The 26,261-nt window shown below is 36.7% G+C and carries 26 protein-coding genes; 2 read left to right on the top strand and 24 right to left on the bottom strand.

The features are described 5' to 3' along the window. Positions 1–51 precede the first annotated feature (51 nt). The 16 genes from LN736_RS04500 to eutM all read right to left on the bottom strand — a co-directional run bounded on the left by LN736_RS04500 (position 52) and on the right by eutM (position 14,748). Entirely contained in the window at positions 52–1,101 is a 1,050-nt protein-coding gene (locus LN736_RS04500; protein WP_229981004.1) for a PocR ligand-binding domain-containing protein, read from the bottom strand. A gap of 128 nt (positions 1,102–1,229) precedes the next feature. Then, the gene (locus LN736_RS04495) at positions 1,230–1,778 is read right to left on the bottom strand and encodes a BMC domain-containing protein (protein ID WP_229980998.1); all 549 of its coding nucleotides are present in this window, start codon (positions 1,776–1,778) and stop codon (positions 1,230–1,232) included. Beyond that, the gene (locus LN736_RS04490) at positions 1,775–3,121 is read right to left on the bottom strand and encodes a 4Fe-4S dicluster domain-containing protein (protein ID WP_179978251.1); all 1,347 of its coding nucleotides are present in this window, start codon (positions 3,119–3,121) and stop codon (positions 1,775–1,777) included. The genes LN736_RS04495 and LN736_RS04490 overlap by 4 nt, the downstream gene beginning before the upstream one ends. 43 nt (positions 3,122–3,164) lie before the next feature. Next, the gene (locus tag LN736_RS04485) at positions 3,165–4,574 is read right to left on the bottom strand and encodes an aldehyde dehydrogenase family protein (RefSeq protein ID WP_179976940.1); all 1,410 of its coding nucleotides are present in this window, start codon (positions 4,572–4,574) and stop codon (positions 3,165–3,167) included. After that, the gene (locus LN736_RS04480) at positions 4,558–5,580 is read right to left on the bottom strand and encodes a cob(I)yrinic acid a,c-diamide adenosyltransferase (RefSeq protein WP_150355908.1); all 1,023 of its coding nucleotides are present in this window, start codon (positions 5,578–5,580) and stop codon (positions 4,558–4,560) included. Before LN736_RS04480 ends, LN736_RS04485 begins: the two co-directional genes overlap by 17 nt. A 43-nt stretch (positions 5,581–5,623) precedes the next feature. Next, positions 5,624–5,899: a EutN/CcmL family microcompartment protein gene (locus LN736_RS04475; RefSeq protein WP_150355909.1), complete on the bottom strand. Its 276-nt coding sequence runs from the start codon at positions 5,897–5,899 to the stop codon at positions 5,624–5,626. Between the two features lie 30 nt (positions 5,900–5,929). After that, on the bottom strand, positions 5,930–6,736 hold the full coding sequence (locus LN736_RS04470) for a flavoprotein (RefSeq protein ID WP_150355910.1): 807 nt from the start codon (positions 6,734–6,736) through the stop codon (positions 5,930–5,932). 35 nt (positions 6,737–6,771) lie between these two features. Next, entirely contained in the window at positions 6,772–7,608 is an 837-nt protein-coding gene (gene eutJ, locus LN736_RS04465) for an ethanolamine utilization protein EutJ (RefSeq protein WP_229980992.1), read from the bottom strand. Continuing rightward, positions 7,595–8,266, bottom strand: a complete 672-nt coding sequence (locus LN736_RS19100) for a BMC domain-containing protein (RefSeq protein ID WP_150355911.1) — start codon at positions 8,264–8,266, stop codon at positions 7,595–7,597. Before LN736_RS19100 ends, eutJ begins: the two co-directional genes overlap by 14 nt. A 43-nt stretch (positions 8,267–8,309) precedes the next feature. Next, on the bottom strand, positions 8,310–8,753 hold the full coding sequence (locus LN736_RS04455; RefSeq protein ID WP_150355912.1) for a glycerol dehydratase reactivase beta/small subunit family protein: 444 nt from the start codon (positions 8,751–8,753) through the stop codon (positions 8,310–8,312). Positions 8,754–8,768: 15 nt separating this feature from the next. Further along, on the bottom strand, positions 8,769–10,607 hold the full coding sequence (locus tag LN736_RS04450; protein ID WP_150355954.1) for a diol dehydratase reactivase subunit alpha: 1,839 nt from the start codon (positions 10,605–10,607) through the stop codon (positions 8,769–8,771). Between the two features lie 12 nt (positions 10,608–10,619). Next, positions 10,620–11,147 (bottom strand): diol dehydratase small subunit, encoded by a 528-nt coding sequence (locus tag LN736_RS04445; RefSeq protein WP_150355913.1) that lies wholly within the window; start codon positions 11,145–11,147, stop codon positions 10,620–10,622. A gap of 11 nt (positions 11,148–11,158) precedes the next feature. Next, a complete protein-coding gene (locus LN736_RS04440) occupies positions 11,159–11,833 on the bottom strand; it encodes a propanediol/glycerol family dehydratase medium subunit (RefSeq protein WP_150355914.1) in 675 nt (224 codons plus the stop codon). A 19-nt stretch (positions 11,834–11,852) separates the two neighbouring features. Further along, a complete protein-coding gene (locus tag LN736_RS04435) occupies positions 11,853–13,517 on the bottom strand; it encodes a propanediol/glycerol family dehydratase large subunit (RefSeq protein ID WP_150355915.1) in 1,665 nt (554 codons plus the stop codon). Positions 13,518–13,559: 42 nt separating this feature from the next. Continuing rightward, positions 13,560–14,447: a propanediol utilization microcompartment protein PduB gene (gene pduB, locus LN736_RS04430; RefSeq protein WP_150355916.1), complete on the bottom strand. Its 888-nt coding sequence runs from the start codon at positions 14,445–14,447 to the stop codon at positions 13,560–13,562. Between the two features lie 19 nt (positions 14,448–14,466). Then, positions 14,467–14,748 (bottom strand): ethanolamine utilization microcompartment protein EutM, encoded by a 282-nt coding sequence (gene eutM, locus LN736_RS04425; protein WP_150355917.1) that lies wholly within the window; start codon positions 14,746–14,748, stop codon positions 14,467–14,469. A gap of 304 nt (positions 14,749–15,052) precedes the next feature. Here eutM and LN736_RS04420 point away from each other — a divergent pair, with 304 nt between their 5' ends. Together LN736_RS04420 and LN736_RS04415 are read left to right on the top strand one after the other, a co-directional pair. Then, complete coding sequence (locus tag LN736_RS04420) at positions 15,053–16,273, top strand: sensor histidine kinase (protein ID WP_150355918.1); 1,221 nt, start codon at positions 15,053–15,055, stop codon at positions 16,271–16,273. Positions 16,274–16,297: 24 nt separating this feature from the next. Beyond that, positions 16,298–17,854 carry a response regulator gene (locus tag LN736_RS04415; protein WP_150355919.1) on the top strand — a complete coding sequence of 519 codons (1,557 nt, stop codon included), beginning with the start codon at positions 16,298–16,300 and terminating at the stop codon, positions 17,852–17,854. A gap of 86 nt (positions 17,855–17,940) precedes the next feature. Here the strand turns inward: LN736_RS04415 and LN736_RS04410 are convergent, their stop codons facing one another. The 8 genes from LN736_RS04410 to fdhD form a co-directional block, all read right to left on the bottom strand. Further along, on the bottom strand, positions 17,941–19,347 hold the full coding sequence (locus tag LN736_RS04410; RefSeq protein ID WP_150355920.1) for a sigma-54 interaction domain-containing protein: 1,407 nt from the start codon (positions 19,345–19,347) through the stop codon (positions 17,941–17,943). A 339-nt stretch (positions 19,348–19,686) separates the two neighbouring features. Next, positions 19,687–20,253, bottom strand: coding sequence for a 4Fe-4S dicluster domain-containing protein (locus LN736_RS04405; protein ID WP_229980989.1), 567 nt, complete (start codon positions 20,251–20,253; stop codon positions 19,687–19,689). A 4-nt stretch (positions 20,254–20,257) separates the two neighbouring features. Beyond that, entirely contained in the window at positions 20,258–21,646 is a 1,389-nt protein-coding gene (locus tag LN736_RS04400; protein WP_229980985.1) for a [FeFe] hydrogenase, group A, read from the bottom strand. Between the two features lie 42 nt (positions 21,647–21,688). Next, positions 21,689–22,246, bottom strand: coding sequence for a 4Fe-4S dicluster domain-containing protein (locus tag LN736_RS04395; RefSeq protein WP_150355922.1), 558 nt, complete (start codon positions 22,244–22,246; stop codon positions 21,689–21,691). Positions 22,247–22,351: 105 nt separating this feature from the next. Further along, on the bottom strand, positions 22,352–23,107 hold the full coding sequence (locus tag LN736_RS04390) for a 2Fe-2S iron-sulfur cluster-binding protein (protein WP_150355923.1): 756 nt from the start codon (positions 23,105–23,107) through the stop codon (positions 22,352–22,354). A gap of 13 nt (positions 23,108–23,120) precedes the next feature. Then, positions 23,121–24,920: an NADH-quinone oxidoreductase subunit NuoF gene (locus LN736_RS04385; RefSeq protein WP_229980981.1), complete on the bottom strand. Its 1,800-nt coding sequence runs from the start codon at positions 24,918–24,920 to the stop codon at positions 23,121–23,123. Beyond that, positions 24,920–25,411: an NADH-quinone oxidoreductase subunit NuoE gene (nuoE, locus tag LN736_RS04380; RefSeq protein WP_229980977.1), complete on the bottom strand. Its 492-nt coding sequence runs from the start codon at positions 25,409–25,411 to the stop codon at positions 24,920–24,922. Before nuoE ends, LN736_RS04385 begins: the two co-directional genes overlap by 1 nt. 59 nt (positions 25,412–25,470) lie before the next feature. After that, positions 25,471–26,259, bottom strand: a complete 789-nt coding sequence (gene fdhD, locus LN736_RS04375; RefSeq protein ID WP_229980973.1) for a formate dehydrogenase accessory sulfurtransferase FdhD — start codon at positions 26,257–26,259, stop codon at positions 25,471–25,473. Positions 26,260–26,261 lie beyond the last annotated feature (2 nt).

The raw sequence follows: 26,261 nt of genomic DNA, 5'->3' as shown, positions 1-26,261 counted from the left end.
TGCAGGTATATAATATAAAATTTTCTGTACTAATATTCGAAAAATTTAATATTATTTAAAGCTCTGTGCCAGTTCATTCATATTGGAAACCAGTGACAGTACCTCCTGCAAACTTGCGCTGATCTGCTCAGCAGCTGATGCCTGATTTTCGTTTGCCTTTAGAGTATGATCTGAAACTTTAACTGTTTTTGAAACTGAATCCTGAATACTGGAATTAAGTTTTACAATATTCAAAGCTGTCTCTTTGGAACTATCTGAAAGCTTTCTTATTTCATCTGCTACTACACCAAAGCCCTTTCCATATTCCCCCGCTCTAGCAGCTTCAATAGCTGCATTAAGTCCAAGCATATTTGTCTGATCTGCAATGCTCTTTATATAGTTTATAATTTTGTGTATCTTTTCAGAAAGTTCCTTTATATTTTGTACTTCTCTATTTAAAGATTGCTGATCCTCTGACACACTTGAAGCAGATGAGGAAAGTTCCTCCACAGCTGCAGCTATCTGTTCTAGATTTTCATTTATATTTTGACTTAGGTTCTTTAACTGATATTGATTATATCCAAGTTTTGAAAGGATGTTTGAAATCATATAGAGTACATTTGCCGCAGCTTCTACTTTATCTCTTTCTACAATTTTAACTTTTCTAAGGGCTTTTATATATTCTTCCGGATCAACGCCTATCTCCTCAGCTATTTTTTTAAATTTATTTTCATCAGGTTTTTCAGTCAGGACCTGTCCTCCCAGCATGTTTCCAATAACCCTTCCCTTCAAAAGTATGGGGGCAGCAAAATCTACAAGACCAGCATGGCACTGATAAACAACAGGTCTTCCTTTTCTGTAGGATTCCATGCCGCCATTCTTGTCACATTCCTGGCATCTTTCATTTCCAATTCTACATCCCCTTGTCAACTTCATACAAAAATCTGTGAATTCACTTTCTTTTACTACGGGTTTACCTGTATCATCTGAAGCTATAGCAGCTACTCCTACACTTTTAGCAAAATTATCCTGAATCTTCTGTAAAAAATCAAGATCTATTATATCTCCTATCTCGACATCGTTTACATCTTCAAATAACTCTTCTTTACTATTCATACTCATATAAATATCCCCCTTTTTGTCCATTAATATTAACCCTAAAAATCAAGTGATTCTTAGATTCGGATAAAATTTATAAATTCCAGCAAATAAATACTTTACTGGAATTTAATAAGATAATCTACTCTTTTTTACAGAAGATATTGCAAAAGCTCCTTACTTGGCCTTGATATAACTGCTTTGTTAACCAGCATTCCACTTTCCAGAGCTGTATTTGATCCAACTGTAACCGCATTTTTAACTGCACTTACATCCCCTGTAAGGGTTACAAAAGCTTTCCCGCCTATACCCATGCCCAGCCTTACCTCTATGAGCTTTACATTGGCAGATTTAGCCGCTGCATCTGCCGCTATAATAGCAGAAGCTACTCCGAAAAATTCCATAACTCCCAGATCATTCAATTCGTCAATTCCCGTGGCCTCACTAATTGCAGCAATCACCTGGGGATGTACATTGGGGAGCACCAATTTATCTACCACATACTGTGCCCCTATATTTTGCCCGCTTTGAACTGCCGATTTCACAGCTCCTACATTTCCTGTAATAAGTATCATATACTTTCCGGGGCAAATGGTTTTTGCTAAAAGCAGTTGTACCTCTCCACTCTTAATCATCACATCTGCCGTCTCAATTCCCCTGGCTATACTATTTAATTCTATTAAACCTATAGTTCTTATCATGGTATCACCTCAACTTGCATAGTCTTTATGACTACATTTTGACCTACTTCAATAACTTCACCGTCAACGCTGGCATGTACGTTTGAACCCATTTTACCCTCTTCTATTTTTCCAATCAGCTGTCCTTTTTCAACCTTATCTCCCGTTTTTACCACAGGAGAAGCCGGTGCTCCTATTCCCTGCTTTAATGGAATACTCACTTCTTCGGGACTTATTTCTTCCCCTTCTTCAATTTGCTGATCTACATATTTGTTCAATGCCAATCTTGATATCAACCTTTTTGTAGGTACTTTCCTGTAATCTCTGAGAACATGTCCTTCAAATATATTCGTAACATTTTTCCATTTTATACCTTTTTCTCTTAACTTTCCCTTAAAGTATACATTTATACGTTTAGGAGACAGTCCCATTGGACAAGCATATAATTCGCAAATACCGCATTCACAACATATGAGTGCTTCCTTAAACAATTCATCATTATCCTCGCTCAACGCAACAGCTCTCATTATCTTATGAGGATGAATCGGATGTCCAATTAAAAATCTAGGACACATATCAGTACAATAATGACATTGTATGCAAGCTGATTTAGCCTGATTTTTCATATGTTTTATAGTCATCTTTTCTCTCTGAGCTAAATAGTGATCCGCTGGAATTACAAGAACTGCACCATCTGTTTTGGTAATAACCCTATTTTCGAATGATTCTTCTGAAAGTAATTTTCCCATCATAGGTCCGCCCATTATAACCACATAATCATCTACGGTAGTTCCGCCGCATTTTTCAATGCACTCTTTAACCGATGTACCTATTGGAACTTTGATAATTGAAGGGTTATATACCTCTCCTATGACAGTTACAAATTTATATATAACTGGTTTATCCTGTATAGCTTCAAATATATTAAATACCGTTCCCACGTTTGATACCACTGCACCTACATTTAAAGGGATTCCTCCAGGAGGTATTGTTCTGCCCGTTACTTCATAAACAAGCGTCTGTTCATCTCCTGCAGGATAAAAAGCACTGCTTAAATGAAGTTCTACTTTAGAATTCAGCTTTTCTATGGATTCTCTAAGAGCACGGATTTCATCATAGTACTCTTCCTTTAAACCTATTACAATGTGTACAGCTTCAATTTTATCACCTATCTTCTCCGCTGTACTCACTATCTCATCGCTTTTATTTCTCATTAAATATTTATCTGATTGCAAAAGTGGCTCACATTCCAGACCATTTATTATAAAATACTCAACTTTACAATTTAGCTTGATATAAGTTGGAAATCCTGCTCCTCCAGCACCTATAATACCTGCTTCTTTAATCTTATTTAATAAATCCAACATTACACCTCTCTTTCCCCCAAGGATCCTAATATAGACTTATTTAAACTATTCTAAATGAATCCACCATAGAGCATCTTCTTATTCTAGTAAAGGAAACAGCATTCGTAAGCCCCTCACCTGTAGGTCCTGCTATAGTATAAGTTGTATAACCCTCTCCTCCAAAACCTATGCCTGCATAAGAAGGTGCATTTTTAACAAATATGGTAGTATCTATTTTTCTTGCCATTTCAGTCAAATTATCTATATTCTTGGAATGCATTATAGCGGTATGTCTGTTACCATGCTCATCTTCTACGGCCAGTTTTAATGCCTCTTTAAAATCTTTTGTTTTAACTATTGGCAGTATAGGCATCATCAATTCCAACTGTACAAATGGATGACGATTTTCAGTTCTGTAAATCAAACATTCCGTTTCATCCGAAGCTCTTTCACCTATGCTATCAAGAAGATATTTAGCACTTTTGCCAACAAAAGTTTTATTTATAGAATATTGGCCGGTTTTGCTATCCTGATTTAAAACCTTTCTAACCAATTTATCTGCCTGAGTATCGTTTATCTCATAAACCGCCCTATTTTCCTTCATATACTCAATAAGCTGTTCATATACATCCTCAACTACCAAAGCTTCTTTTTCTGCTATGCAAGGTAAATTGTTATCAAAACTGCACCCTGATATTATATCCTTGGCTGCTTTTTTAATATCTGCGGTTTCGTCAACTACAACAGGAGGGTTTCCTGCCCCAGCACCTATAGCTTTTTTACCTGAAGACAGTACCATTCTTACTATTCCAGGTCCACCTGTAGCAACAAGCATTCTTATTCTCTTATCCTTTAAAAGTACATTGGTATTTTCAAGTGAAGGTTTTGCAACAGCAGTGAGTAAATTGTCCGGTCCTCCTGCTTCCTTTATAGCTTTATTTAAAACTTTCATAGTTTCTATAGATGACTTAAATGCACCTGGATGTGGTGAAAATACCACCGTGTTTCCTCCTGCCAGCATGCATATTGCATTGCAGGCAACTGTAGCAGCAGGGTTAGTAGACGGAGTTATAGATCCTATCACTCCAAAAGCACCCCGTTCAACCAATGTAAGACCCTTATCGCCCGTATAAGCTTCAGTCTTCAGAATTTCTGTACCCTGGGTTTTTTCAGCCACCAGCTTTAATTTCAAATACTTATGATCGACTCTGCCCATTCCTGATTCTTTTACACAGAGATTAGCTATATTCATCGCATTTTCCAGCAGTGCTTTTTTCATAGAACTTATCAATTTTTCACGCTGTTCAAGAGTATATTTCTGATAAACCTTTTGAGCCTCATAAGCTGCTTCTATAGCTTCATCCATAGTCTTAAATACTCCATCGCTGACTTTCTCTTTAGTATCTTTTTCATTTAACTCTTTTAACACTTTTTCTATTATCAGGGATAAATCATTACCTTTTAATTCCATACTTTACTACCTCCTCAAAAACTTCTACTCCATATTTTGAAACGCTGGTATCTTCATCTACTGTACCCCCGCTTACTCCTATAGCTCCTACAATATGCCCATCTATTTTTAAAGGAAATCCCCCTGCAAAAGTTATTATGTTTTCATCGTTATTAAGCCCATAGAACTCTCCTCCTGGCAGTAATGCCTTATATAGTTCTCCTGTAGGGCTTTTAAGAGCTGCAGCCGTATATGCTTTTTTAAAAGCAACTTTCAAGCTTATTAAAAGAGAGTTATCCATTCGCTCCAGCAGTATCACATTACCGTCAAAATCTACAATACATATTACCATTGGTACACCTATATCATAAGATTTTTCTATGCATTTCCCGGCTATATATTCAGCAGTCTCCCTGTTAAGTACTGTATTTGTCAGCAAGTTTTTTTGGGGATTGCCTCTGCAGTCGATTTTCTCGCCACTGTTTAAGCTAGTTAGCTTCTCTTCTGTCTTTTTTAAAATATCCTTATAGTCGAAATACCTAGCTACAGCATATATAGCATCAGATAACCTATTTACATATTTTTGCAAGCTGTCATTTACTTCATAATGATTTCTGAGTTCTGATATATATCTTTCTGCCCTTCTCACATCTGTTCTAGCCACATCAAGATGAGCAGATTCCACAGTACCACCTGGTACTATAAATCCATTTTGTACAGGACGCATTCTATCCAGTTCATCTATAGTATCTTCTAAAAATACAACATCCTCCTCTTCTATCCTGGACCTATAATTTTTAGTTCCCAGCGATGCCAATTCTGCTGCAACCTCAAAGAGAGTTTTTTGTATTTTTAAAAGTTTGCCCTTTAAATTCTCATCTTCCATGCAAGCTCTAGCAAGACCAATAGATGAATTTGCCTCATCTATACTCCCGTAGGCCCACACTCTAAGATCATATTTGTTTGTTCTCTCTCCACCCACCAAACTGGTACTTCCCTTGTCACCAGTTTTAGTGTATATCTTCATACCAATCACCACCTAAAATGCCATTTTAAAAAAGGCAAATACATCAGTGTTTGTTCCACTCCACCTCATCTACAATCCCGACGATAGACGCATCTGCCGGTATATCACTTCCCGACTCGCTGGCATTCCTAGCTCCACTTCCCGTAACCACAATGACAATTTCATTAATTCCAGCTCCTACTGTATCTATAGCCACCACAGGTTCTCCTATTATATTTTCATTTTCATCTATTTTTTTTATAATAAGCAGTTTACTTCCAACCAATTTTTCATTTTTTTGAGTAGAAACAACATTTCCAACTACTTTAGCTAAATACATGCTCATCCCTCTTTCTTAAAATTCAGGTGATCAATAATATTTTATAACTATATTATTATTGTCCACATAATCTTTCGCCAGAGGAGTTATCAATGACCCTTGCTTTATATAAATTTCCCTTGAATTATCCATATTAGCTAAAATATCTTTCGCAGTTACAACATCGGATAATATTTTATTTTTTCCACAGGGTTTTGGTATATTATGGTCAGTTATATTTTTATCCTTAACCTCCGTATTGGATGCAGTCTTCTTTTCCTGACTACCTGCAGACGAATCATTTAAAAGGAGAAATTTGCTCTTTAAAGTTCCACCAAGCTGATCTCCCTCAATAAAATCAACTCCCAAGCTGGACAAATTATCTCTGTAGCTCAATATAAATCTATTATATGCTTCATTTCTACTTAATCCTAAACCTACATTCTTAGAATTCTGAGGATCAAAACTGTCTGATACAGCAATGATTTCCCTATCCATCATAAGAGCTTCGGCTATTCCCAGGGTAACCAAATTATCCTCTATGCCAACTGCACATTTTGCCAGTGTATTTCTAGTCATCACCGGTATCAAAACCAGATCATCTTCTCTCACTGCATTAGTCAGTTCTTCTTTACATTCTATCAGTTTTCCATTGAGAGCATCCACATATTTTTGTGGTATTACCCTTTTTGCAGATTCTGTCATTACTATATCGTACTGCAATATACTCATAGAGGCCAGCATCTCAAATATATCCTTTATATTTACCGCTCCTCCTGATATAAACAACAATATTCTCCTATTTAACATATTCATAATTTGGGCAACCATAGGCCTTAGCAAATCTTTTATATCCATTTATTCACCCCACTTATATAAGCTGACAGCTATACTTACTTCTTGATATCATTCATAGCTATTCCCATAGGCGTTACAAGAAGAGGATTATATGGCTTAATAGTTTCTATACCAGTATATTTTTTAAATATACTCTCTATATTTTTTAAACAACAAGTCCCCCCCACCAGGTATATAGTGCTCACATCATATCCTTCAATATTTTTCAATACTATATCCGCCATTTTTTCAATTACCGGTCTGACTAGAGCAAATACCTCATCATAATTTTCCTCGTTTATCTTATATTTTTCTGCCTCTTCATAATCCATATGAAGTGCTCCGGATACAACTAAGCTCAAATGATGTCCTCCTGTAGGTTCATCTGCTGAATGTACCACTTTGCCATCTTTTAATACTGATATTCCAGTAGTTCCTCCTCCTACATCCACTACTGCACCATCTCTTATCTTCAAAACATTAGAAGCTGCAGTGGGTTCATCTATTATATTGGTAACTATAAAATCAGCGGCCTCAACTACATTTGCAATAACCTTCGTATTTCCGGAACTTATTCCCGGTGGTATAGCTGTAGCAGCATATTCCAGCTTTCTATCTAAAACAACCTCTAGCTTTCCCTTTAATTTTCTAAGTATATTCACAGCATTCAAATATTCAACCACTATACCGTCCCTTACCACATTGGCGGAATACAGTTCCCCAGTAACAGGTCTATTATTTTCGTCCAGAACTGTTATCACAATATTAGAAGTCCCTAAATCCACCCCAACTTTTAAATTTTGATCTACATGAATCTTATTAGGACTTTTAAATGATTTCTCCATTTCCATAATAAATGAATTGGCCTGCTTTAACATATTAGTTTCCATCATTCTCTATCGCCTTTCCATGATTTTTATAGTGAATACACAGATTTCTCGGCTGTCCCTTTCTCCTAGGGCATTGAGGATCATGGCATATATTGCATACTTCCTTATTATCTTCTTCATTTTTCTTTTCCTTGGAGGAATCATCATTTTGAACTTTAACAGTCTGCTTCCTTTCAGGTACAGTTTCCTCAACTACGTCAGTGGAACCTTCCTCTTCAATTTCTTCACTCAGATTAGCTTCTTTCTGGATATCTCCATTTTTTTCATTCAAATGAGGTTTCTGTGAATTAGAATTTTCCAATTTTTCATTCTGTCCTATTTTTACTTGAGAATCTGTATCCTCATCCTCAGCTTTTTCACGTTTTTTTTCAAGCCCCACTGTTTCTTTTGATTCTATAATACTATCTAAATTTTCAGCAGGCCTTGGTATAACAAGAGTAGAATAGACACCGTTGACCTTACCTGCACTTACCTTTGCTGCGTTGATTGCAGCTTTAACCGCTCCCACATCTCCCTTTATCTTAATTGTTACAAGGCCTCTCCCTCTGGTCAGTTCGTAACCTATAAGAGTTACATTTGCTGATTTTACACAACTATCTGCAGCTTCTATTGCCGCAGCCATTCCAATAGTTTCAATAATACCAAGGGCCTCTCCATTCATAAAAATCCCTCCCTTGTTACATATGGAGTAACTACATAAAATTTTAGGAAATATTCAAATTAAAGTCCTTCAAAGCAGAAATAACCGCTGATTTTACCTGCTGACCCAATTGATTTTCATCTGTATCTTCAAAGGATTTAAAAGGCATTACTTTATAAAGTCTGGCAGCATTACAGCCAATTATCCTGGCTTTACGTTTTTCATAATAATCAAGCCTCATATCTATAAGAGGATGATTTTCTTTAAGCTTACTATAATGGAGTACTACTCTATCATTTTTCAATGCAATGGCTATTCCCATTCTAGATTCCTCAGAAACCTCATAAGCAATTTTAATTATTTCATCCTGGGTAAAATTCATATTTTTCAATTCATAGGGAATGCCCTCTTCTTCTAACCCGGCGAGAATCTCTTTTAAAAGAGATTCTGCAGGATTATCCAGGCATACATTTATACAAGGTCTATTTACACTTACATTATCAATCATATCAAACTACCTCTTTTATCCTCTGGATTTATCAGAATGTATACTCTGGTAATAGGCAATTACCAGACCTGTAGCTACTGCATTTCTAGGTCCCATAAGGCCCCGTATATTGCCGCTGCCGCATATTACTCCATAATGGGACAATTCATCGGATATCATTTCAGGTATTTCAAAATCCAGTGCAGATCCTCCCACAAGCACCACAAAGTCCACAGATCTTATATTATGATCAGGTGCTATATCCTTTAGAGCTCTTTTAATATTTGTTACAAATACTTTTTCTTTGGATTCTCTCCTGACCATTCTTATCTTCTCTATAGAATGCTTAGTCGGAATTGGGATCAGATCATTTTCACTTTTTACAATTACATTTCTCGCAAATAGAGAAGAATCCAGCTGATTTTGATAAAAACATACATTTCCATCTTCATATCTTATATTAAAAAGACTTTCAACTTTAGCCAGAGGATATCTCTTTATATCCTCTGCTAAACTCACGTCATCTAATCCCAACTCTGAATTTATCAGCATTGTAACCATCTGACCTGCTCCTGCATGATGAATGGATCTTATATTATCCTCTCCACTTATATAGGCTGAATCTGTAGAACCTCCTCCTATATCGAGTATTACCAATGGTTTATCCGTACCCGGAGTAGTAAGCGCTCCCCTAACTGCTACATTTGCCTCAACTCCGCCTATTATAACTTTTACCTTGGTTTCATTTTCCAATTTTTTAGCAATACTCTCCATAGGTAACCTGCTGGTTTTTACCATGGCTGCCAGTGCCACCGCATTTTCAAGGGAGAATTCACCGGCCACTCCCCCTTGAACTTTTTGAGGTATAAAGGTATCCACAGCTAAAATATCCTGAATTTTCACATTGTCTATACTCTGACTTGTAAGCTCGCTCATTACCTGTCTTACTCTTTCCAACATTCCGCCTACATTGGTTCCTGATTCACCTGTTACATCTTTAATAGGCCATAATTTTTCCAATTCATTCATTATCGTTTCTGAACCATTTTCTATTGGAATCTGCTCTTTTTGTTTTTCTCCCATAAGTATCAATTTTCCGGCAGGTATGACTCTCTCTTTCACATCTCCTTCAGGAGTCCTTATTACAACGGCGGATCTATTTCCAATCAGGGCCCTTGCTATTGGAATAACATGTTTGGTTTCCTCTGGCGAAAGTTTAAAAACTGTAGCCAGTCCATAGGGATTTGACAACACCTTTATAGTCCTTCCAAGAGATGCAACCTCTACTGCTGCCAACATTCCCATAGGAACTTTATCTATATAAGATACTTCATCTACAATAGGAATATGCTTTTTCAGTCTATTGTTTATTATGACCCCATCATCACCTTGTACTATGGCAGCAGTGATATCAATATTATTGTCAAAGGCCTCATTCAATCTATTTGCAGCAGTTTCAAAATCAACTTTTCTAGGAATTACACATATTACAGGCTCATTTGCTGACATGTTTTTCAGTTCATCTAAATATATGGTTTTTCCAACTCCTATTCCCATACCTCCAGGGGTATCCGGATTATGCCCTATCATGGTAGACTCTGTAATGATCGTTTCGGTTATAGTCTCCATAGCTACATCTCCAATAACCGGAGTTGCTTCATTTATACATATGACATCTAAATTTTCTATCTTTATATGTATATTTTGACAAGCATCTTCCAGAGCTCTCATTATTCCCGCCACATTATCCAGGGTCCCTTTAATTCCTGTAGTCCTGCCTATACTACTTGTTTTAAACTCTAATTTGTCTTCCACATCCGCGATTGCAACTTCAGTAGTGGAATTTCCTATATCAACTCCTGCTACAAATTTCATCATATCACCCGCCTAAGCTCTCAACATATTTCTCTTTTCATAAACTTCAGCTGCTTCTCTCACAAGTGAAGCATTTATCTTGGCACCGTAGTCATTTTCAAGTTCCTTAGCTATATCCAAAAGTTCCTGTTTTGTCGATCTATGAGGTCTCATTGCTCCATATATTTCAAGAACCCTGGCATCTGGAACTTTTGTGAGTTCAGCTGCTCTTTTAAGATTTTGTGCGAACTGTTTTCTTCCAACTGATTCCGCTATCTGAGCTTGATACAGAAGCACTTCTGGAGTTATCTTTATATCATCTGGAGTTATCTTTCCATTTAAAACATTCTCTATATTTATATCATTTATGTTTTTACCTGTTTTGGTCTTTACAAGATCAGGTCTTTTCTTGCTCAACGGATAATCATTTTCTGCATTTAAAGTATTCCCGGTAGAACAAGAAGATGAATTGTTTTGAGCCGTTTTGTTTCCAGCTCCATCAGAACCTATATTTTTTAAAACTTCATTAACTATCTGTTCTATCAAATCATTATTAGCCATAATTTTCACCCCTATTCAAAACTTACTTTTAGTTCGACAGGTTTAGCACTTCTATTCACATGCTCAGTTTCCTTTATGTGAAGTATTGCAGCTTTTGCCTGATATTTCGGTCGTGCCATCTGATCATTTACAACTGGTACTGGATCTGGAGACTCACCTTTAGCATATCTGGCTGCATTTTTGCCTATTGCCCTAAAAGTCTTCTTGTCAATCAACGGTGCCTGTGAAAACAACTCCAGGTTATTTAATGGATCCAAATCTTTTTGATGAATAACCGTGGTGCCCTTTGACTGTATTCCTATGCCAACACCTGAGCCACTTAACTTAGCTGCAGCATGAGCTATAAAAGCCACATCAGAGGTATTTAAAACCCTTATAAGCCTGTAGGAAATCCCCTCTTCTTCTATGCCTGCAAGAATTTCTCTCAGGACTTCATTGTGAGGTATTCCTATTATAGTTTCAGTTTGGTATAATCCAAAAGCCGGCGCCAATCCCACTACTACTTCATCACTCTTCTTACCCCGTTGTGCAGGACCTATTTCCTCTATTTTCATGTTTCCCACTTTGGAGGCTGGAGCATCGCCGCCTGCAGAAGTACTGTTATGAGATCCACCAGATTGCAATTGCTCTAAAACTTTCTGCACTATAGACTCTATTAATTCCTCGTTAGATACTGAATTTACCATATTCCAATCCCTCTCTTTCTTACATTTTTTCAGGATCTAGAGCAAATGTTATGTCTTTCAATTTATTCCATCTTTCTCCCTCTACTCTATAACCGGTTCCAGGTCCCATATAGTCATTTTTATCATTGACAGCACTTATAACATTGAATTTATTATCAAATATTGAAGATGCATGCAGATAATCTCCCGCTATCCTCTGTCTCAATATATTGAGGACATTTTCAGCTACATCTTTAAAACCGCCCTTATAAAGTCCCTTTACTATATCCAATCCAGTTACTCCTCGGGACAATAATTCCTGAGCTGCTTTTAAATCCTCTACTACATTTCTAGCTGGCATATCCTTGCTTCCATGGGCATAGGTTGCAGCTTCAACTTCCTCATCGGTTATAGCAGGGAGCCCAAGCTCTTTAAACAGTGCCTGCATTGCTCTAGCTGCCTTATTCCTAGCTGCCACTACATCTTCTTCTTTTACCGGCTGAAGTCCTCCATCAACTTTAAGGTCTCTCTGAAGCACTATCCAATCATCATAATCCTCCGCATCCCAGTTGGAACCTGCAAACATGTTGTCGTAGTTTGGAGTTGAACTATAACCGGAACATATAAAGTCAGTTCCTGGTAAGAACTGCATCATTGTCCTTGCAGTTTTTCTAATATCTGAATGTGTGAAAGTCTGGTCATTACTTGAAGCAACTTCAAGATCCAGCATTTCAGTTATAAGATTTTCACCCAATACTGCCCTTATTCCTCCTGGTACTGCTGCTGGAACACCTATACAGCTGACTGAACCATTCTGAAGGCCTTGAACTCCGGCACCCTTTGTTATCATTATGCATCTTGCTTCCAGATAGAGCATGGATTTTCCTTCTGCATAACCCATCTGAACTTCAGAACCGGTTCCAGAAGTAAACCTCATTTTAAGTCCCCTTGAAGCATAAGCCGATGCAAGAAAAGCTTTTGAATATGGAGTATCATCACCATCTACAAATACATTTTCCGTACCGTATACGGATATTGTTTCTGCATAAGCCGTATATCCAAGCATACCCAATCTAAGCTCTGTAGCTTCCTCCAACGAGCACTGTGTCAACACTCCAGGTCTTCCTGTCTGTGCTCCCACCAGAATTCCAATTGCATTGAATGGTGCATATCTCACTATACCTACGGTAGTTTCCATTTCCGCAAAGCCCCTGATACCTGATTCAGCAGCATCTGCTGCAATCTGTACCGGATTATCCCGCACATTGGTAACATGTGCCTGGTTGGCAGGTGTTTTCCTTGCCCTCATCTTCTGAAGAGCCATCATCATTTCAACTACATTTAATTTATCAACTACTTCCACCAATTTTGCCGCAGTAAGTGAAGTTGTTATCTTTATTATTTCATCTCTCGAAACATTTATATCAACCAGCATTCTTGCAATATCAGTTGAATCCAGTGCCATGGCTTTTTCGGTATTCTCTAGATTTATTGAATGATCTGCTAAAAAAGTGTCTATAAAATCAAACTCTTCCCTCTTTTTTCCATCCATTTCGACTACTTTTCCATTCTCCAATTTAATACTTGGAGCTGGATCACTTGGACTTCCTATTGCTATAAGCCCAACTTCCGGCCATTCTTTAACATACCCATCTTGATGAATCGGTCTTTTCTCTAATACTTCAAATCTCTTGGATCTTTTCATTAACTAGAACCCTCCTTAAAACATATTAAACCCTTTAAATTTTTAAATATAAGGTTTACCAGTAGTAGACACAGGATTCTGTCCCATTGATCTTGCTATAGATAACCCCACTTCTCTAGCGGCAACTACCGATTGTCTTACAGCACCTGAATCTCCAGTTATAGTTATGATAACCTCATTTGTATAGGAAGTCCCTCCATTTCCAGGACTTGCATAACTTACCAGGTCAACGTTTGCAGTTTTGAGCGCTTTATCTGCCATTACCACTCCCAATCCTGCCGGAGCCCCTACTATTATGCCAAAAGATTTTCCTATTGGAGCACCAAAGGCCTTGTTCAATGCATAGCTTGCCCTGGCAGTGTAGTGAAGTTCCACATGGCCTGCATCAAATCCATAAACATCTCCAAAGGTTCTGTTCGTATCCCTAAGTGCAACTTCCACTGCCCTTCTCGAATCCGATACATCCTCTGAAGCCAATATGATCAAGGCACCATGTCCTGCACCGCCTTTAGTATCCCTTGGAAGTTCGATACTTACAACTTCCGTATTAGTAGCTTTTACAGCCTCATCTGCAGCCATTATCTGTGGGCCTGCCCCTGTTCTGTCACTTATGATTCCTATAGAACGATATTTCTTGTCAATACCCATTTTTTCATGTAACATACTGTCAACATTTGCAATTACCAGTCCAACTGTATCCCCATAGTTTGATGTTCCAACATACTCAGTTATTGGTGATGGTGCACTCATTGAATCTACCTCCCTCTCATTATCTATTTTATTTTCTTTTCGAATATCATTATTTTGCCTTTGCATTAAATTTTCAGATGAGGATTTTATAATTTTATTCAGCTGTTCTTGATCAAAATTTTTCAAATCCACCTTTTTTCTTATTTCATCTAAAACCTTCTCTATTAACTCATTATCCATCATATCTACCCCTAATCAATTATTCTGAAATTTTAGGTAATATTTTTTCCACGTCTGTATGAGGTCTTGGAATAACATGTATTGATACAACCTCTCCTACTCTCTTAGCTGAAGCTGCACCGGCATCTGTAGCTGCTTTCACTGCGCCTACATCACCTCTTACCATAACAGTTACAAGCCCTGAACCAATTTTTTCATAGCCTATAAGAACTACGTTTGCTGCTTTTACCATTGAATCGGCAGCTTCTATTGCTCCTACCAATCCTCTTGTTTCTATCATTCCCAATGCTTCCTGTCCCATAGGAACACCTCCATATAAATAATATTAATTCTTAAAATTAATTTTACATTACTTTCGCATACTTATTTTGCAAATTATTGATTAATTTAATACATATATTAACTAATTTAATTTGCACTTTTTATATCTATTTATGTACTTTTTTTACATTTGGATTTGATAAATTTATATTTCAGGTTATAATTATATATAAATACAGCTTCTGTATGATTTGAATATTTTCAATTGTCTAAAGATATGATAATATGAATTTATATATTGAATTTATTTATAAAAAATCTGTTTTACATTATGAGGTGTTTATATGGATGATTTAGAGCACTATACATTGGATAAACTTATAGATGTAGGTTCTCTGCAGGACATACAAGACAAGTATTCTAAATTGACAAATCTATCTACCATAACTGTAAATAGAAATGGCGTTCCCCTTATTAAGCCCAGTAATTTTTCAAAATTTTGCAACCTCATCCGAACCTCAAAGGAAGGCTACAGGAGATGCATAAATTGCGATGCCATGGGAGGAATAAAATCTTCTAAATTAAAAAAGCCCATTATCTATCGCTGCCATACGGGACTTACAGATTTCTCTGCCCCTATAATTGTGAATAATGTTCACATTGGATCAATGCTTTGTGGACAAGTATCCATAAAGGAAAATGATACAAGAAATTCAATTAACTTAAAAAAGATTTCTAAAGAATTGTATCTGCCATTGGATAAGTTAGAAACTGCTCTGAAAGAAATAAATATAGTAGCTTACGAAAAGATAAAAAATTCAGCTGATTTTATGTATATGTTTGCAAATCTCATTGCCAAAATGGGAGTTGCCAACATCACTCATTCTAAGCTGTTACAGGAAACCAAGGAAAAAATGAAGTTTCAGCAATTAGCCAGGGATATTCAAATAAAATCCATTCAATCTCAAATCAACCCTCACTTTCTATTTAACACATTGAATACCATGGCCAGCATGTCACTCTTAGAAAGTTCTAACAACACTGTAGAACTCATATATGCACTGTCTGATATATTGAGATATAGTTTAAGAAATTCTGATAAGATGGTAAATATATCTATTGAAATAGACAATATAAAAAAATATCTGTACATCCAATCTGTAAGATTTAAAGATAAATTAAGTTATAAAATAAATATCTCGGACAATGTGTTGAATTGTAAAATTCCCGCCATGACCCTGCAGCCCATAGTAGAAAATGCCGTCATACACGGTATAGAACCCAAAAAAGAATTTGGAAAAGTTTATATAGATTCAGAAACTGTAGCGGGAAACTATGTAATTTTCAAAATTCAAGATAATGGGGTGGGAATAGAAGCTGCAAAATTAAGATCTCTGAAAGATAAAATGAATTCTTCAAGTAGAGATGATTCAAATATCAGTATAGGGATCCAAATAGTTCAGGATAGAATAAAATACTATTTTGGAGCACAATACGGAATTGACATTAAAAGCTCACCTAATGTGGGAACAACAGTTTATATTAAAATTCCACTAGTACATTAAAATTTAGCGGAGGTGATTATATCAATGTATAGATTGCTAATTGCGGATGACGAAACATTAGAGCGTCAAGCTATGAGACTTGTATTAAGAAAATCCTTCAAAAATCTAGATATTGTTGAAGATGCTAAGACTGGAAGTGAAGCTATACTATTTGCCAAAAAATATAACCCTCACATAATTATAATGGACATAAAAATGCCTGAAAAAAATGGACTTGAAGCCCAAGAGGAAATATCTAAGTTTCTTCCAAACGTAAAAACTATTATACTGACTGCTTATGATGACTTCAACTTTGCCCAAAATGCCATAAAGCTTGGAGTAAAAGATTATATTTTAAAGCCGGCAAAACCTTCAGAAGTAAAGGATTCCATAAATAAAATATTATTTTTACTTAAAAAAAGAGATAAGAACTTTACAACTCTAAACAACAATAAAATTGATTCTGATAAAAATATAATTCATACTGCCATAGATTTTATAAATAAGAATTTTAATAAAAATATAAGTTTGGAATCTGCTGCTGAAGAAGTACATCTAAGTCCTCAGTATTTTAGCAGATATTTTAAATACAATACAGGTATAAATTTTATAGATTATCTATCCAAAATCCGTCTGAAAGAATCAAAACGCCTTTTAACTACTACAGACAAGAGTATAAGAAATATAGCTCTTAGTGTAGGATATATAGATCCGGCATACTTTAGCAAAGTTTTTACCAAATATGAAGGACTGTCTCCCAATAAATATAGAACCTTCAAAAAAAGCATACACGTCAATTCAACTTATATGAATTTAGATGATGTAGAGGAAAAAGCATCACATGTATACAAAATTGAGAATATGGTAAAACAGATAAATGAATTCACTTTAACTTCACCCTATAACAGAATTTCAGAATTAAATAATATAAGAATTTTTGATGCGCCATTAATAGGAGTCGCTCAAGCCCGGGATCCATTATTTTTAAAATTAAAGGACAGTACAGTGGTAGATCCCAGACACTTAACCCCTAAAGAGTGGATGCCTGAAGCAAAATCAGTTATATCCTATTTTCTGCCTTTTTCATCTGCTATTAGAAACTTATTTAAAAACAAAAACTCTGTTTCTTCACTAAAGTGGACTTATGAAAAAATCGAAAATATGTCCTTTGTCAATACGCTCTGTAAATTTATATCCAAAAACATAGGAGAAATGGGAGGAATTTCGGTCATTCCCTCAATAAGTCCAAGATTTACAGTGAAAAACTATAAAAGCAATTGGTCAGAAAAACATATAGCATTTATATCCGGACTGGGAACTCTCAGTTTGAATAAAACTCTCATAACTAAACGCGGTTGTGCAGGAAGGCTTGGAAGTATAATTGTAAGCATACCTTATAAAGCCACCAAAAGGGCTTATAGTGGAGTTTACGATTACTGCAATTCCTGCGGAAGCTGCATCCAAATCTGCCCGCATCACGTTATTGGCAGATACAATAAGGGAAATATATCCTGTACCAATTTTTTATGTCAGAAATGCCAGCTGTCAATGCCCTGCGAATACAAAATTCCCTTAGAAGCCAGGAAAAAAATAGCAAGATAATTATCCAGTGATTCCTGAATTCAGGTGGAGTTTACCCTAAAGAATGTTTTCTTCACCTGAACTCCAGGAAAATTTATTTTGTAAGATCATTTTTTATTGTATGAATTCAAATCTATACCGTACTTATTTATCTTTCTATATATAGTAGCTTTACCTATCTTCAATAATTCAGATGCCTTCATGGCATTACCGCTGCAATACTTAAGGGCATTTCTAATGCACTTCTCCTCTACAATTTCCAGAGGTAAAACTTTATTTGATGGATCATCAACTGCTTTCATGTCACTTTTTGTGCTTTTTTCCATAAAATATCTTGAAGTTATCATATTGCCTTCACAAAGATAATAGGATCTCTCTACTATATTCCTGAGTTCCCTTATATTCCCTTCAAAACCATGCTGATTTAATTTTTCCACATAGGAAGAATCTATATACTTGGGCTCAGAGGGGTTTTTGATATTCAATCTATTTACAAAGTGCTGTGCTAAAAGTTCTATATCTTCTTTTCTGTCCTTTAGAGGTAAGAGGTGAATGCTCATCACATTAAGCCTGTAATACAGATCGCCTCTAAAATTTTTATTTGCTATTTCGTCCTTAAGTACTCTGTTTGTAGCTGCAATTACTCTTACATCTATAGGCTTTTCATAATTTCCCCCCACTCTCACTATTTTGAGATTGTCCAAAACCCTCAAGAGTTTGGATTGAATATCCAGGGGAAGTTCACCCACTTCATCCAAAAATATAGTTCCTCCATCTGCCAGTTCAAATTTACCAGGATTTCCTCCTCTTGATGCTCCAGTAAAGGCTCCTTTTTCATATCCAAATAATTCACTTTCCACCAGTTCTCTGGGTATGGCTGCACAATTTACAGCCACAAAGGGTCCCCCATTTCTACTGCTGTAGTTATGAATGGATTGTGCAAATACCTCTTTTCCCGTACCGCTTTTGCCTTCTATAAGTATATTGCAGTTCGTTTTGGCTGCTCTTTTAGCCAGCTTTATAATGGCTTTGACATTCTCACTTCTTGTAATTACATCATCAAAGGTAAAAGATGCCTTATATCCCACTACATTGTTTACCATTCTATGGAGCTTCCTGGTGTCCCTAATGGCAAGCACCAATCCTATTATTCTCCCCCGTAATTTCACAGGAACCAAATTTACAACACACCTTATTCTACTCCCATTTATATAAAAATTACAATCCTGTGAAAATTTGCTTTCTCCCGTAAGCACCACAGATTTTAACACATCATCCCTCAGTATTTCATTCAGGTAAGTTGTATATATAGCTTCTTCTTTTATGCCCAATATTTTAACAGCTGTAACATTAACTTTTTTTATTAAAAGATTCTCATCTGTAATTATGAGTCCATCATAGCAGCAATCAAAAATTGCCTGAAGTATAAAAGAGGATATATCGTATTCTAATATACTGTCCATATCAATTCTGCACATGTTACTTTCCTCTTGAATAAAATCGAAATTCTCCACCGTCTTATTCTCTCCTTTAAATATTTCAAGTGTAGTATTTATTTAAAGTATATCATATTTTAAGATTGAATAAAATAAAAGCAGTATCAATATGATAAATATGTTTTTTATAATATCATATTGATACTGCTTTTTATCATTATGATATTAAACTTAAAACCTACCTCATCTGCAGCCATTTTACAGCTGGCATAAAAATTGCTGTATAATATCAATGAATATACGTTTGAAAAACATTTTAATAGTTCTAGACTTAAAGACCTAAAAACTCAAGATTATTTCTAAGTAAAATGTTAAAGTACAGTTCAAAACTGTACTTTAACATTTTACTTTAAACTTTTAGCCAACCCTGCACTCATTTGCGGATTTCTTTTTTACAATATTTCCACTGTCATCATAAGTTACCAATTGAAGAGCCTGTGTTGGGCAAACTTCTATACAGGCCGGACCATTTTTTCTTCCCCTACACAGATCACATTTATTTGCCACTACCTTATCTTTCTCCTCCTGTACAGCTTTGTCTTCACTTACTACCCTAAATCTGTTTTTTAGTGTTTTTTCTCCCTCTTCATATTCTGTAACCAACTCTATAGTTCCGTAAGGGCAAGCTATAAGACAGCTTTTACATCCTATACACATATTTTTATTCACAAACACAAGTCCCTCTTCATTACTAATTGCATTTACAGGACATACCCTTAAACACGGAGAGTCCTCACACTGTCTGCACTGTACCGGTACACTTACCTTAGCATTTTTTATTACATTCAACCGCGGGTTAAAATTTATCTTTGAAATACTGACATTAAAAAAATCTTCTCCCGAATGTTCAATGGCACAGGCAGCCTCGCAAGTCCTGCATCCTATACATTTATTTGGATCAGCCATTACAAAGCAATTCTTCATTTTTTTAATTCTCCCTTTTTCTAGACTTGTATTCTGTATGCAGCAATTCATGAGATCTATAACCCAGAGGCTCCTCTAAAAAATCTTTATATAATTTCTTTATTGCAGGGTTTTCATGTGATTTTCTAAATTTTAGCTTTGAATCATGCACATACAAACCTTCTTTTCTTTTATTATAAGCATTTTCCCTGTCGGATTCAAATATTACCTTAGGCTGGCCGCCTCCACTTATACATCCTTGAGGACATGTCATAACTTCTATAAAATGGATATGACATCTTCCATTTTTTACACTCTCCATCACTTCTTTTACATGTTTTAAGCCGGAAACAACTGCCACTTTCAGCTTAAAATCGCCTAAATCCACCTGGGCTACCCTGAATCCTTCACCGCCTCTGACCATAGTCAGATCTATTTTAGGTATAGGTTTTTTAGTGTAGAGTTCATATCCCGTCCTAAGTGCTGCCTCCATAACTCCACCTGTAGAACCAAATATAGTTCCAGCTCCAGTATACACCCCAAGCGGTGCATCAAACTCTTCCTCCTGCAGCTCATTGAAGTCAATATGGGCATCTTTTATCAAATATGCCAGTTCTCTGGTAGTTACTGCTACATCCACATCTCTATATCCACTATCCTGCATCTCATCTCTTTCACACTCAAATTCCTTACAGGTGCACGGCATTACAGATACCGTATAAATCCTGGCAGGATTAACATCGTCAACTTTTGCTCCATATGTTTTAAAAATAGCTCCTGCCATCTGTTGAGGTGATTTACAACTTGAAAGATGAGGAAGGAGTTCAGGATAAGTCTGCTCCATATACTTCACCCAGGCAGGACAACAGGATGTAAACATAGGAAGTACACCTCTTTCCGTTATCCTCCGCAAAAGTTCACTGCCCTCTTCCATTATAGTAAGATCTGCTCCAAAATTAGTATCATATACCCTATCAAACCCAAGTTTTCTCAGTGCGGCTGCCATCTTTCCAGGAGTCAAAGATCCAAGAGGCAATCCAAAATCCTCTCCCAGAGCAACTCTTACTGAAGGAGCACATTCTACAATTTTGAACACGTCCCTGTTTTTCAATATATCCTTAATTCTTTTTACTTGACTTACATTATATGCCGCAAAAAGCGGTTCATTGACATCTTCCAATAGCCCTCTGTCAAATAACCTTTTACTCATAGGAGTAGGAACTTCATCATATACGGACTCATAACCCTTGCACATCTGAATGCATTGTCCACACATTATGCATTTATCTTTGTTTATGAACTGTGGTTTACCCTCCTCTCCCTCTATGGCATCCACCGGACACACCTCTGCACACCTTCTGCAACCTGTACACAATTCTTTATCTATATTTATAATAGGAATACCTGTGAGCATATAAAACATTCCCTTCTTTCCCTAAATTTTAATAACTACCTATCAAACATCTCCATTTACTTCAAGCAGCTCCAATGCAGCCTTTACACTGCGGTCCTTCTTACTCTCCCTTGGATCCACTACTCTAAGAGCATCTTCAGGACATTCTCTGACACAGGCTGGCTCTCCGCCTTCCTCTTTGCATAAATCACATTTATAGGCTGCAACTTTAATTTTAACTCCAATTCCTCCTGTAACTATTTTGCTTTCAATTCTCGGCAGTAAATTTACCGCCCCCACCGGGCACACCAACGCACAGGTATTACATCCTATACACTTTTTCCCGTTTACAATTATACTCCCATTCTTTTCAACTATAGCCCCTACTGGACAGGAATTTGCACAGGGAGCATCCTCACAATGCCTACACTGTATCGGCATAACCGTTCCCTTATTCTGCACTAGAAATCTTCTCGGAGTTACAACACCATTCATAGTTCCAATAGTACGTCCTTGATTATTTTTCTCTCTATGCTTTGCAGCACAGGCAATTTCACAGGCTCTACATCCTATACATTTATCAGGATCTACTATTACAAAGGAATTAAGATCTGGTTTCATTTGACTTCACCCACCTTTCATTCATTTAAAACTTAACGTGTAAAATACCATTCACAATTAAAATATATTATAAAAGACAAGCTATTAGCAGGACAAATCCACACTTTATACCGTTTCAAATATATCCTTTATATCCTTAGCGGCAATTTTCTTTTTACAGGTGCTGCATAAGAGTTTTTCAGGCGGATCCATATTTAATCTGCTATAAGCATATTTTACATGTTCTTCTGTTGCAAAATATTTTCCACACAGATCACATTTTACCATTTTAAACTTCTTGCCCCATATTTTTCTCTCTCCATCCCAGTCCACCACTTTTATTGCATTTGTAGGACACACATTTGCACAGGAAGCACAACCTATACAATCAGGTGAGGGGTCTCCATAAGGAGTGGATACTTTTTTATATATTCCTCGATTGACTGTGGATATGGCACCGGCTCCAAGTTCTTTGCAGGCTCTAGCACAGAGTCCGCATAAAATACAATTTTCCTCCATGTCCAGTTTAAACCTCTTCACTCTTTTCTGTTCAACTTCAAAAGCCCTGGCAAGTTCTGCCACTTCTTTATTGGCAGGACACCTCGCCTGAAGCAGCATGACTATATTTTTTCTCATCCTTCTTATCTTATACGAATTAGTCACGACCTCTACTTCCTTACTTATAGGAAATATACAGGAAGTTACAACTTTAGAACGCCCTCTATCTATTACCTCTACTATACAAAGTCTACAACTGGCAAGTCCCGGAAGTGCATCACTGTGACATAAGGTAGGTATATATATATTATTTCTTCTGGCCACTTCCAATATAAATTCTCCAGGTTCAGCTTCGCATATTTTACCATCTATCGTAATCTTCATATTTGCCTCCTCCTTATAGAACTTTGACAGCGTCAAATCTGCACATATTAATACAGTTGCCGCATCTCAGACATTTATCAGCATCTATTTTATGAACTTTCTTCACCTCTCCCGTAATACATTCAGCAGGACAATTTTTCCTGCAGACATCGCATCCTACACATTTATCTTCATCTATGCCAAACGTGGTAAGCTTTTTACAAACTCCTGCCCTACATCTCTTATTTCTTATATGTTCCTCAAATTCATCTCTGAAATACCTAATAGAGGCTATTACAGGGTTAGGTGCACTTTTCCCGAGACTGCACAATGATGCCTGACTGGTCATAGAAGATATTTCAAGAAGTTCCTCTATATCTCCTTCCTTGCCCTTGCCATCGCATATATCTGTCAATATCTCCAGCATCCTCTTTACTCCCTCTCTACAGGGTACACATTTCCCGCAGGATTCCTCTGCTAAAAAGCTCAGGTAATACCTGGTTACATCTACCATACAAGTTCTGTCATCCATTACGATCATTCCACCCGAACCCATCATAGAATCTGCCTTCACCAAAGTATCATAGTCAACTTTTAGATCCAGGTATTCTTCCGGCAGACACCCTCCAGAAGGTCCCCCTATTTGGACAGCTTTAAACTTCCTGTCATTTAAAACTCCTCCGCCTATATCAAATATTATCTCTCTCAATGTAGTTCCCATAGGCACTTCCACAAGGCCGGTATTTTTAACTTTTCCAACCAATGAAAACACCTTCGTTCCCTTGCTCTTTTCCATAGTACCTATAGAATGATACCAGTCTCCACCTTTTTCAACTATTATAGGAACATTTGCCCAGGTTTCCACATTATTTAAGACAGTTGGCTGTCCCCAAAGGCCTTTTTCAGTGGTGTGTATATATTTGGCCCTGGGCTCACCCACTTTTCCCTCTATAGACGACATGAGAGCAGTCGACTCACCGCATACAAATGCTCCTCCACCCCTTACTATCTGTATATCAAAGGAAAAATCACTTCCAAGTATACCTTTACCAAGCAAATTTTCTCTTCTCGCCGCATCTATGGCCTTCTGCATATTCTCTACAGCAAGCCCATATTCATCTCTTATATAGGCAAATCCATTGGTTCCCCCTACTGCGTAGGCACAGAGAATCATACCTTCTATTACACTGTTTGGATCTCCTTCCATTATACTTCTGTCCATAAAAGCCCCTGGATCCCCTTCATCGCCGTTACAGACTACATATTTAGGTGCAGTATCAATATCAGCAGCAGTTTTCCATTTACGCCCTGTGGGGAATCCTGCTCCCCCTCTTCCGCGAAGCCCCGATTTTGATACCTCCTCAAGCACCTGTTCAGGCTTCATGGTGTTGATAGCTTTCTTCAGAGCTCTATACCCTCCTCTTTCAACATAATCCTCAATACTAGTAGGATCTATTTCTCCTACATTCCTAAGGGCAATTTTATTCTGCCTTTTGCAAAACTCACTTTCCTTATGATTTCTGAGCCTTTTTTTAGTGGAAGTTTCAAAATAGAGCAGCTTATCTATAATCTCACCATTAACAAGGGTTTTCTCAACAACATTTCCTACATCTCCAACTTTAACTTTAAAATATGCAATATCGTCTGGATATATTTTAAGCACAGGACCTTTCTCACATAATCCATCACATCCCGTAGCCTTAAGCACAACATCTATATTTGAATTTGAATTTAATTTGGCTATCTGTGATTTAAGCTCTTTATACACCTCCATACTTCCCTTAGCTAAACAACCTGTACCACAACACACATTGACAATCTTTTTATCACCCATTATTTCCCACCCCTATACTCACTGAGAATTTCACGGACCGACTTTGGAGTCAGATTTCCATAATACTTTTCATTTATCATCATTACAGGTGCTATAGCACAGCAGCCTATGCAGTTGACTGTATTTATAGAAAATTTTAAATCTTTGGTAGTTTCCCCTGGCTTTATTCCTATTGCTTTTTCAAGTTCGTCCATCACAATCATGGATCCTGCAACATGACAGGCCGTTCCATCACATACTGTTATTATATTTTCTCCCTTTGGAGTGAGACTCAAAGCTTTATAAAAAGTAGCCATACCATATAACCTACTAAGAGGAGTCTCCAGATATACAGCCAGGTTTTCCAGAGCTTCTCTGGGTATATATTTATATTTTTTCTGTATATCCTGAAGTATTGCAAGGGTATACCGCTGCTCCTTAGGATATTTTTCAATTACATCCCATGCAGATAGATCACCACTTTTTAAACCTTGTTTCAATACATTCTCCATTTTAAATTTCACCTTCCTTTAATAATATTTTAATATTCGCTAAATTGTCCCTATGCCAGTTATATTATTCGCTGGGGATTTGTATATACATTCATTCTCCTCTCCCTTACAAACCCTACTAAGGTGACATTTAAGGCCTCAGCAAATTTTATTGAAAGATACGTAGGTGCAGATTTTGATATCACTATTGGAACTCCAAATCTGGCAATTTTAAACACCATCTCAAAGGAAACTCTGCTGCTTAGAAATAGTATCTTATCCTTTAAATTAATACCCTCCATAAAAGCTTTCCCCAATAATTTGTCCACAGCATTGTGCCTTGCTATGTCTTCACAAATGGACACTATATTGTATCCATCACAAAGAGCAGCACAGTGAACTCCACCGGTATTTCTAAAAGCATCAGAATAAGACAGACTTTTTTTCATTAAATCATAGATTATTTCTCCCTTTACATGGACATTTTCGTTTTGAATTCTCCCTATTTTAAGAGAATTCATTATATGTGAAAAAAACTCAGTGCTGTCTTGCTCATTAAAATTATGGGGAAGTACTTGTTTTAAGTAGTTGGAAGTATCTATATCTTCACAATTTAAAAGTACTTCTGCCCTTCCCATTTTCTCATCTATTTTTACAGATTTAACTTCATCATAGGATTTTATAATCCCATGAAAAATCAAAAATCCTACAGTCAATTCCTCAAGTTTTTCCGGTGTACACAAAAGCACAGCTAGATGCCTTCCATTTACAAATATATTTAGGGGATATTCACATATGGCCAATTCATCCACAACTTTGCTGTGTTTCCCATCATACTTGGTCACCTTGATTTGAAATGTCTTGTCCATAC

This window comes from Clostridium aromativorans (genome assembly GCF_020908015.1).
Classification (GTDB): Bacteria; Bacillota; Clostridia; order Clostridiales; family Clostridiaceae; genus Clostridium_B; species Clostridium_B aromativorans.
This window is presented reverse-complemented; position numbering and strand designations above follow the sequence as displayed.

Bases quoted from the DNA above. Each gene is read 5' to 3' on its own strand.
- LN736_RS04500 (WP_229981004.1), bottom strand. From the start codon at position 1,101: ATGAGTATGAATAGTAAAGAAGAGTTATTTGAAGATGTAAACGATGTC.
- LN736_RS04495 (WP_229980998.1), bottom strand. From the start codon at position 1,778: ATGATAAGAACTATAGGTTTAATAGAATTAAATAGTATAGCCAGGGGA.
- LN736_RS04485 (WP_179976940.1), bottom strand. From the start codon at position 4,574: ATGGAATTAAAAGGTAATGATTTATCCCTGATAATAGAAAAAGTGTTA.
- LN736_RS04480 (WP_150355908.1), bottom strand. From the start codon at position 5,580: ATGAAGATATACACTAAAACTGGTGACAAGGGAAGTACCAGTTTGGTG.
- LN736_RS04475 (WP_150355909.1), bottom strand. From the start codon at position 5,899: ATGTATTTAGCTAAAGTAGTTGGAAATGTTGTTTCTACTCAAAAAAAT.
- LN736_RS04470 (WP_150355910.1), bottom strand. From the start codon at position 6,736: ATGGATATAAAAGATTTGCTAAGGCCTATGGTTGCCCAAATTATGAAT.
- eutJ (WP_229980992.1), bottom strand. From the start codon at position 7,608: ATGATGGAAACTAATATGTTAAAGCAGGCCAATTCATTTATTATGGAA.
- LN736_RS19100 (WP_150355911.1), bottom strand. From the start codon at position 8,266: ATGAATGGAGAGGCCCTTGGTATTATTGAAACTATTGGAATGGCTGCG.
- LN736_RS04455 (WP_150355912.1), bottom strand. From the start codon at position 8,753: ATGATTGATAATGTAAGTGTAAATAGACCTTGTATAAATGTATGCCTG.
- LN736_RS04450 (WP_150355954.1), bottom strand. From the start codon at position 10,607: ATGAAATTTGTAGCAGGAGTTGATATAGGAAATTCCACTACTGAAGTT.
- LN736_RS04445 (WP_150355913.1), bottom strand. From the start codon at position 11,147: ATGGCTAATAATGATTTGATAGAACAGATAGTTAATGAAGTTTTAAAA.
- LN736_RS04440 (WP_150355914.1), bottom strand. From the start codon at position 11,833: ATGGTAAATTCAGTATCTAACGAGGAATTAATAGAGTCTATAGTGCAG.
- LN736_RS04435 (WP_150355915.1), bottom strand. From the start codon at position 13,517: ATGAAAAGATCCAAGAGATTTGAAGTATTAGAGAAAAGACCGATTCAT.
- pduB (WP_150355916.1), bottom strand. From the start codon at position 14,447: ATGGATAATGAGTTAATAGAGAAGGTTTTAGATGAAATAAGAAAAAAG.
- eutM (WP_150355917.1), bottom strand. From the start codon at position 14,748: ATGGGACAGGAAGCATTGGGAATGATAGAAACAAGAGGATTGGTAGGA.
- LN736_RS04420 (WP_150355918.1), top strand. From the start codon at position 15,053: ATGGATGATTTAGAGCACTATACATTGGATAAACTTATAGATGTAGGT.
- LN736_RS04415 (WP_150355919.1), top strand. From the start codon at position 16,298: ATGTATAGATTGCTAATTGCGGATGACGAAACATTAGAGCGTCAAGCT.
- LN736_RS04405 (WP_229980989.1), bottom strand. From the start codon at position 20,253: ATGAAGAATTGCTTTGTAATGGCTGATCCAAATAAATGTATAGGATGC.
- LN736_RS04400 (WP_229980985.1), bottom strand. From the start codon at position 21,646: ATGCTCACAGGTATTCCTATTATAAATATAGATAAAGAATTGTGTACA.
- LN736_RS04395 (WP_150355922.1), bottom strand. From the start codon at position 22,246: ATGAAACCAGATCTTAATTCCTTTGTAATAGTAGATCCTGATAAATGT.
- LN736_RS04390 (WP_150355923.1), bottom strand. From the start codon at position 23,107: ATGAAGATTACGATAGATGGTAAAATATGCGAAGCTGAACCTGGAGAA.
- LN736_RS04385 (WP_229980981.1), bottom strand. From the start codon at position 24,920: ATGGGTGATAAAAAGATTGTCAATGTGTGTTGTGGTACAGGTTGTTTA.
- nuoE (WP_229980977.1), bottom strand. From the start codon at position 25,411: ATGGAGAATGTATTGAAACAAGGTTTAAAAAGTGGTGATCTATCTGCA.
- fdhD (WP_229980973.1), bottom strand. From the start codon at position 26,259: ATGGACAAGACATTTCAAATCAAGGTGACCAAGTATGATGGGAAACAC.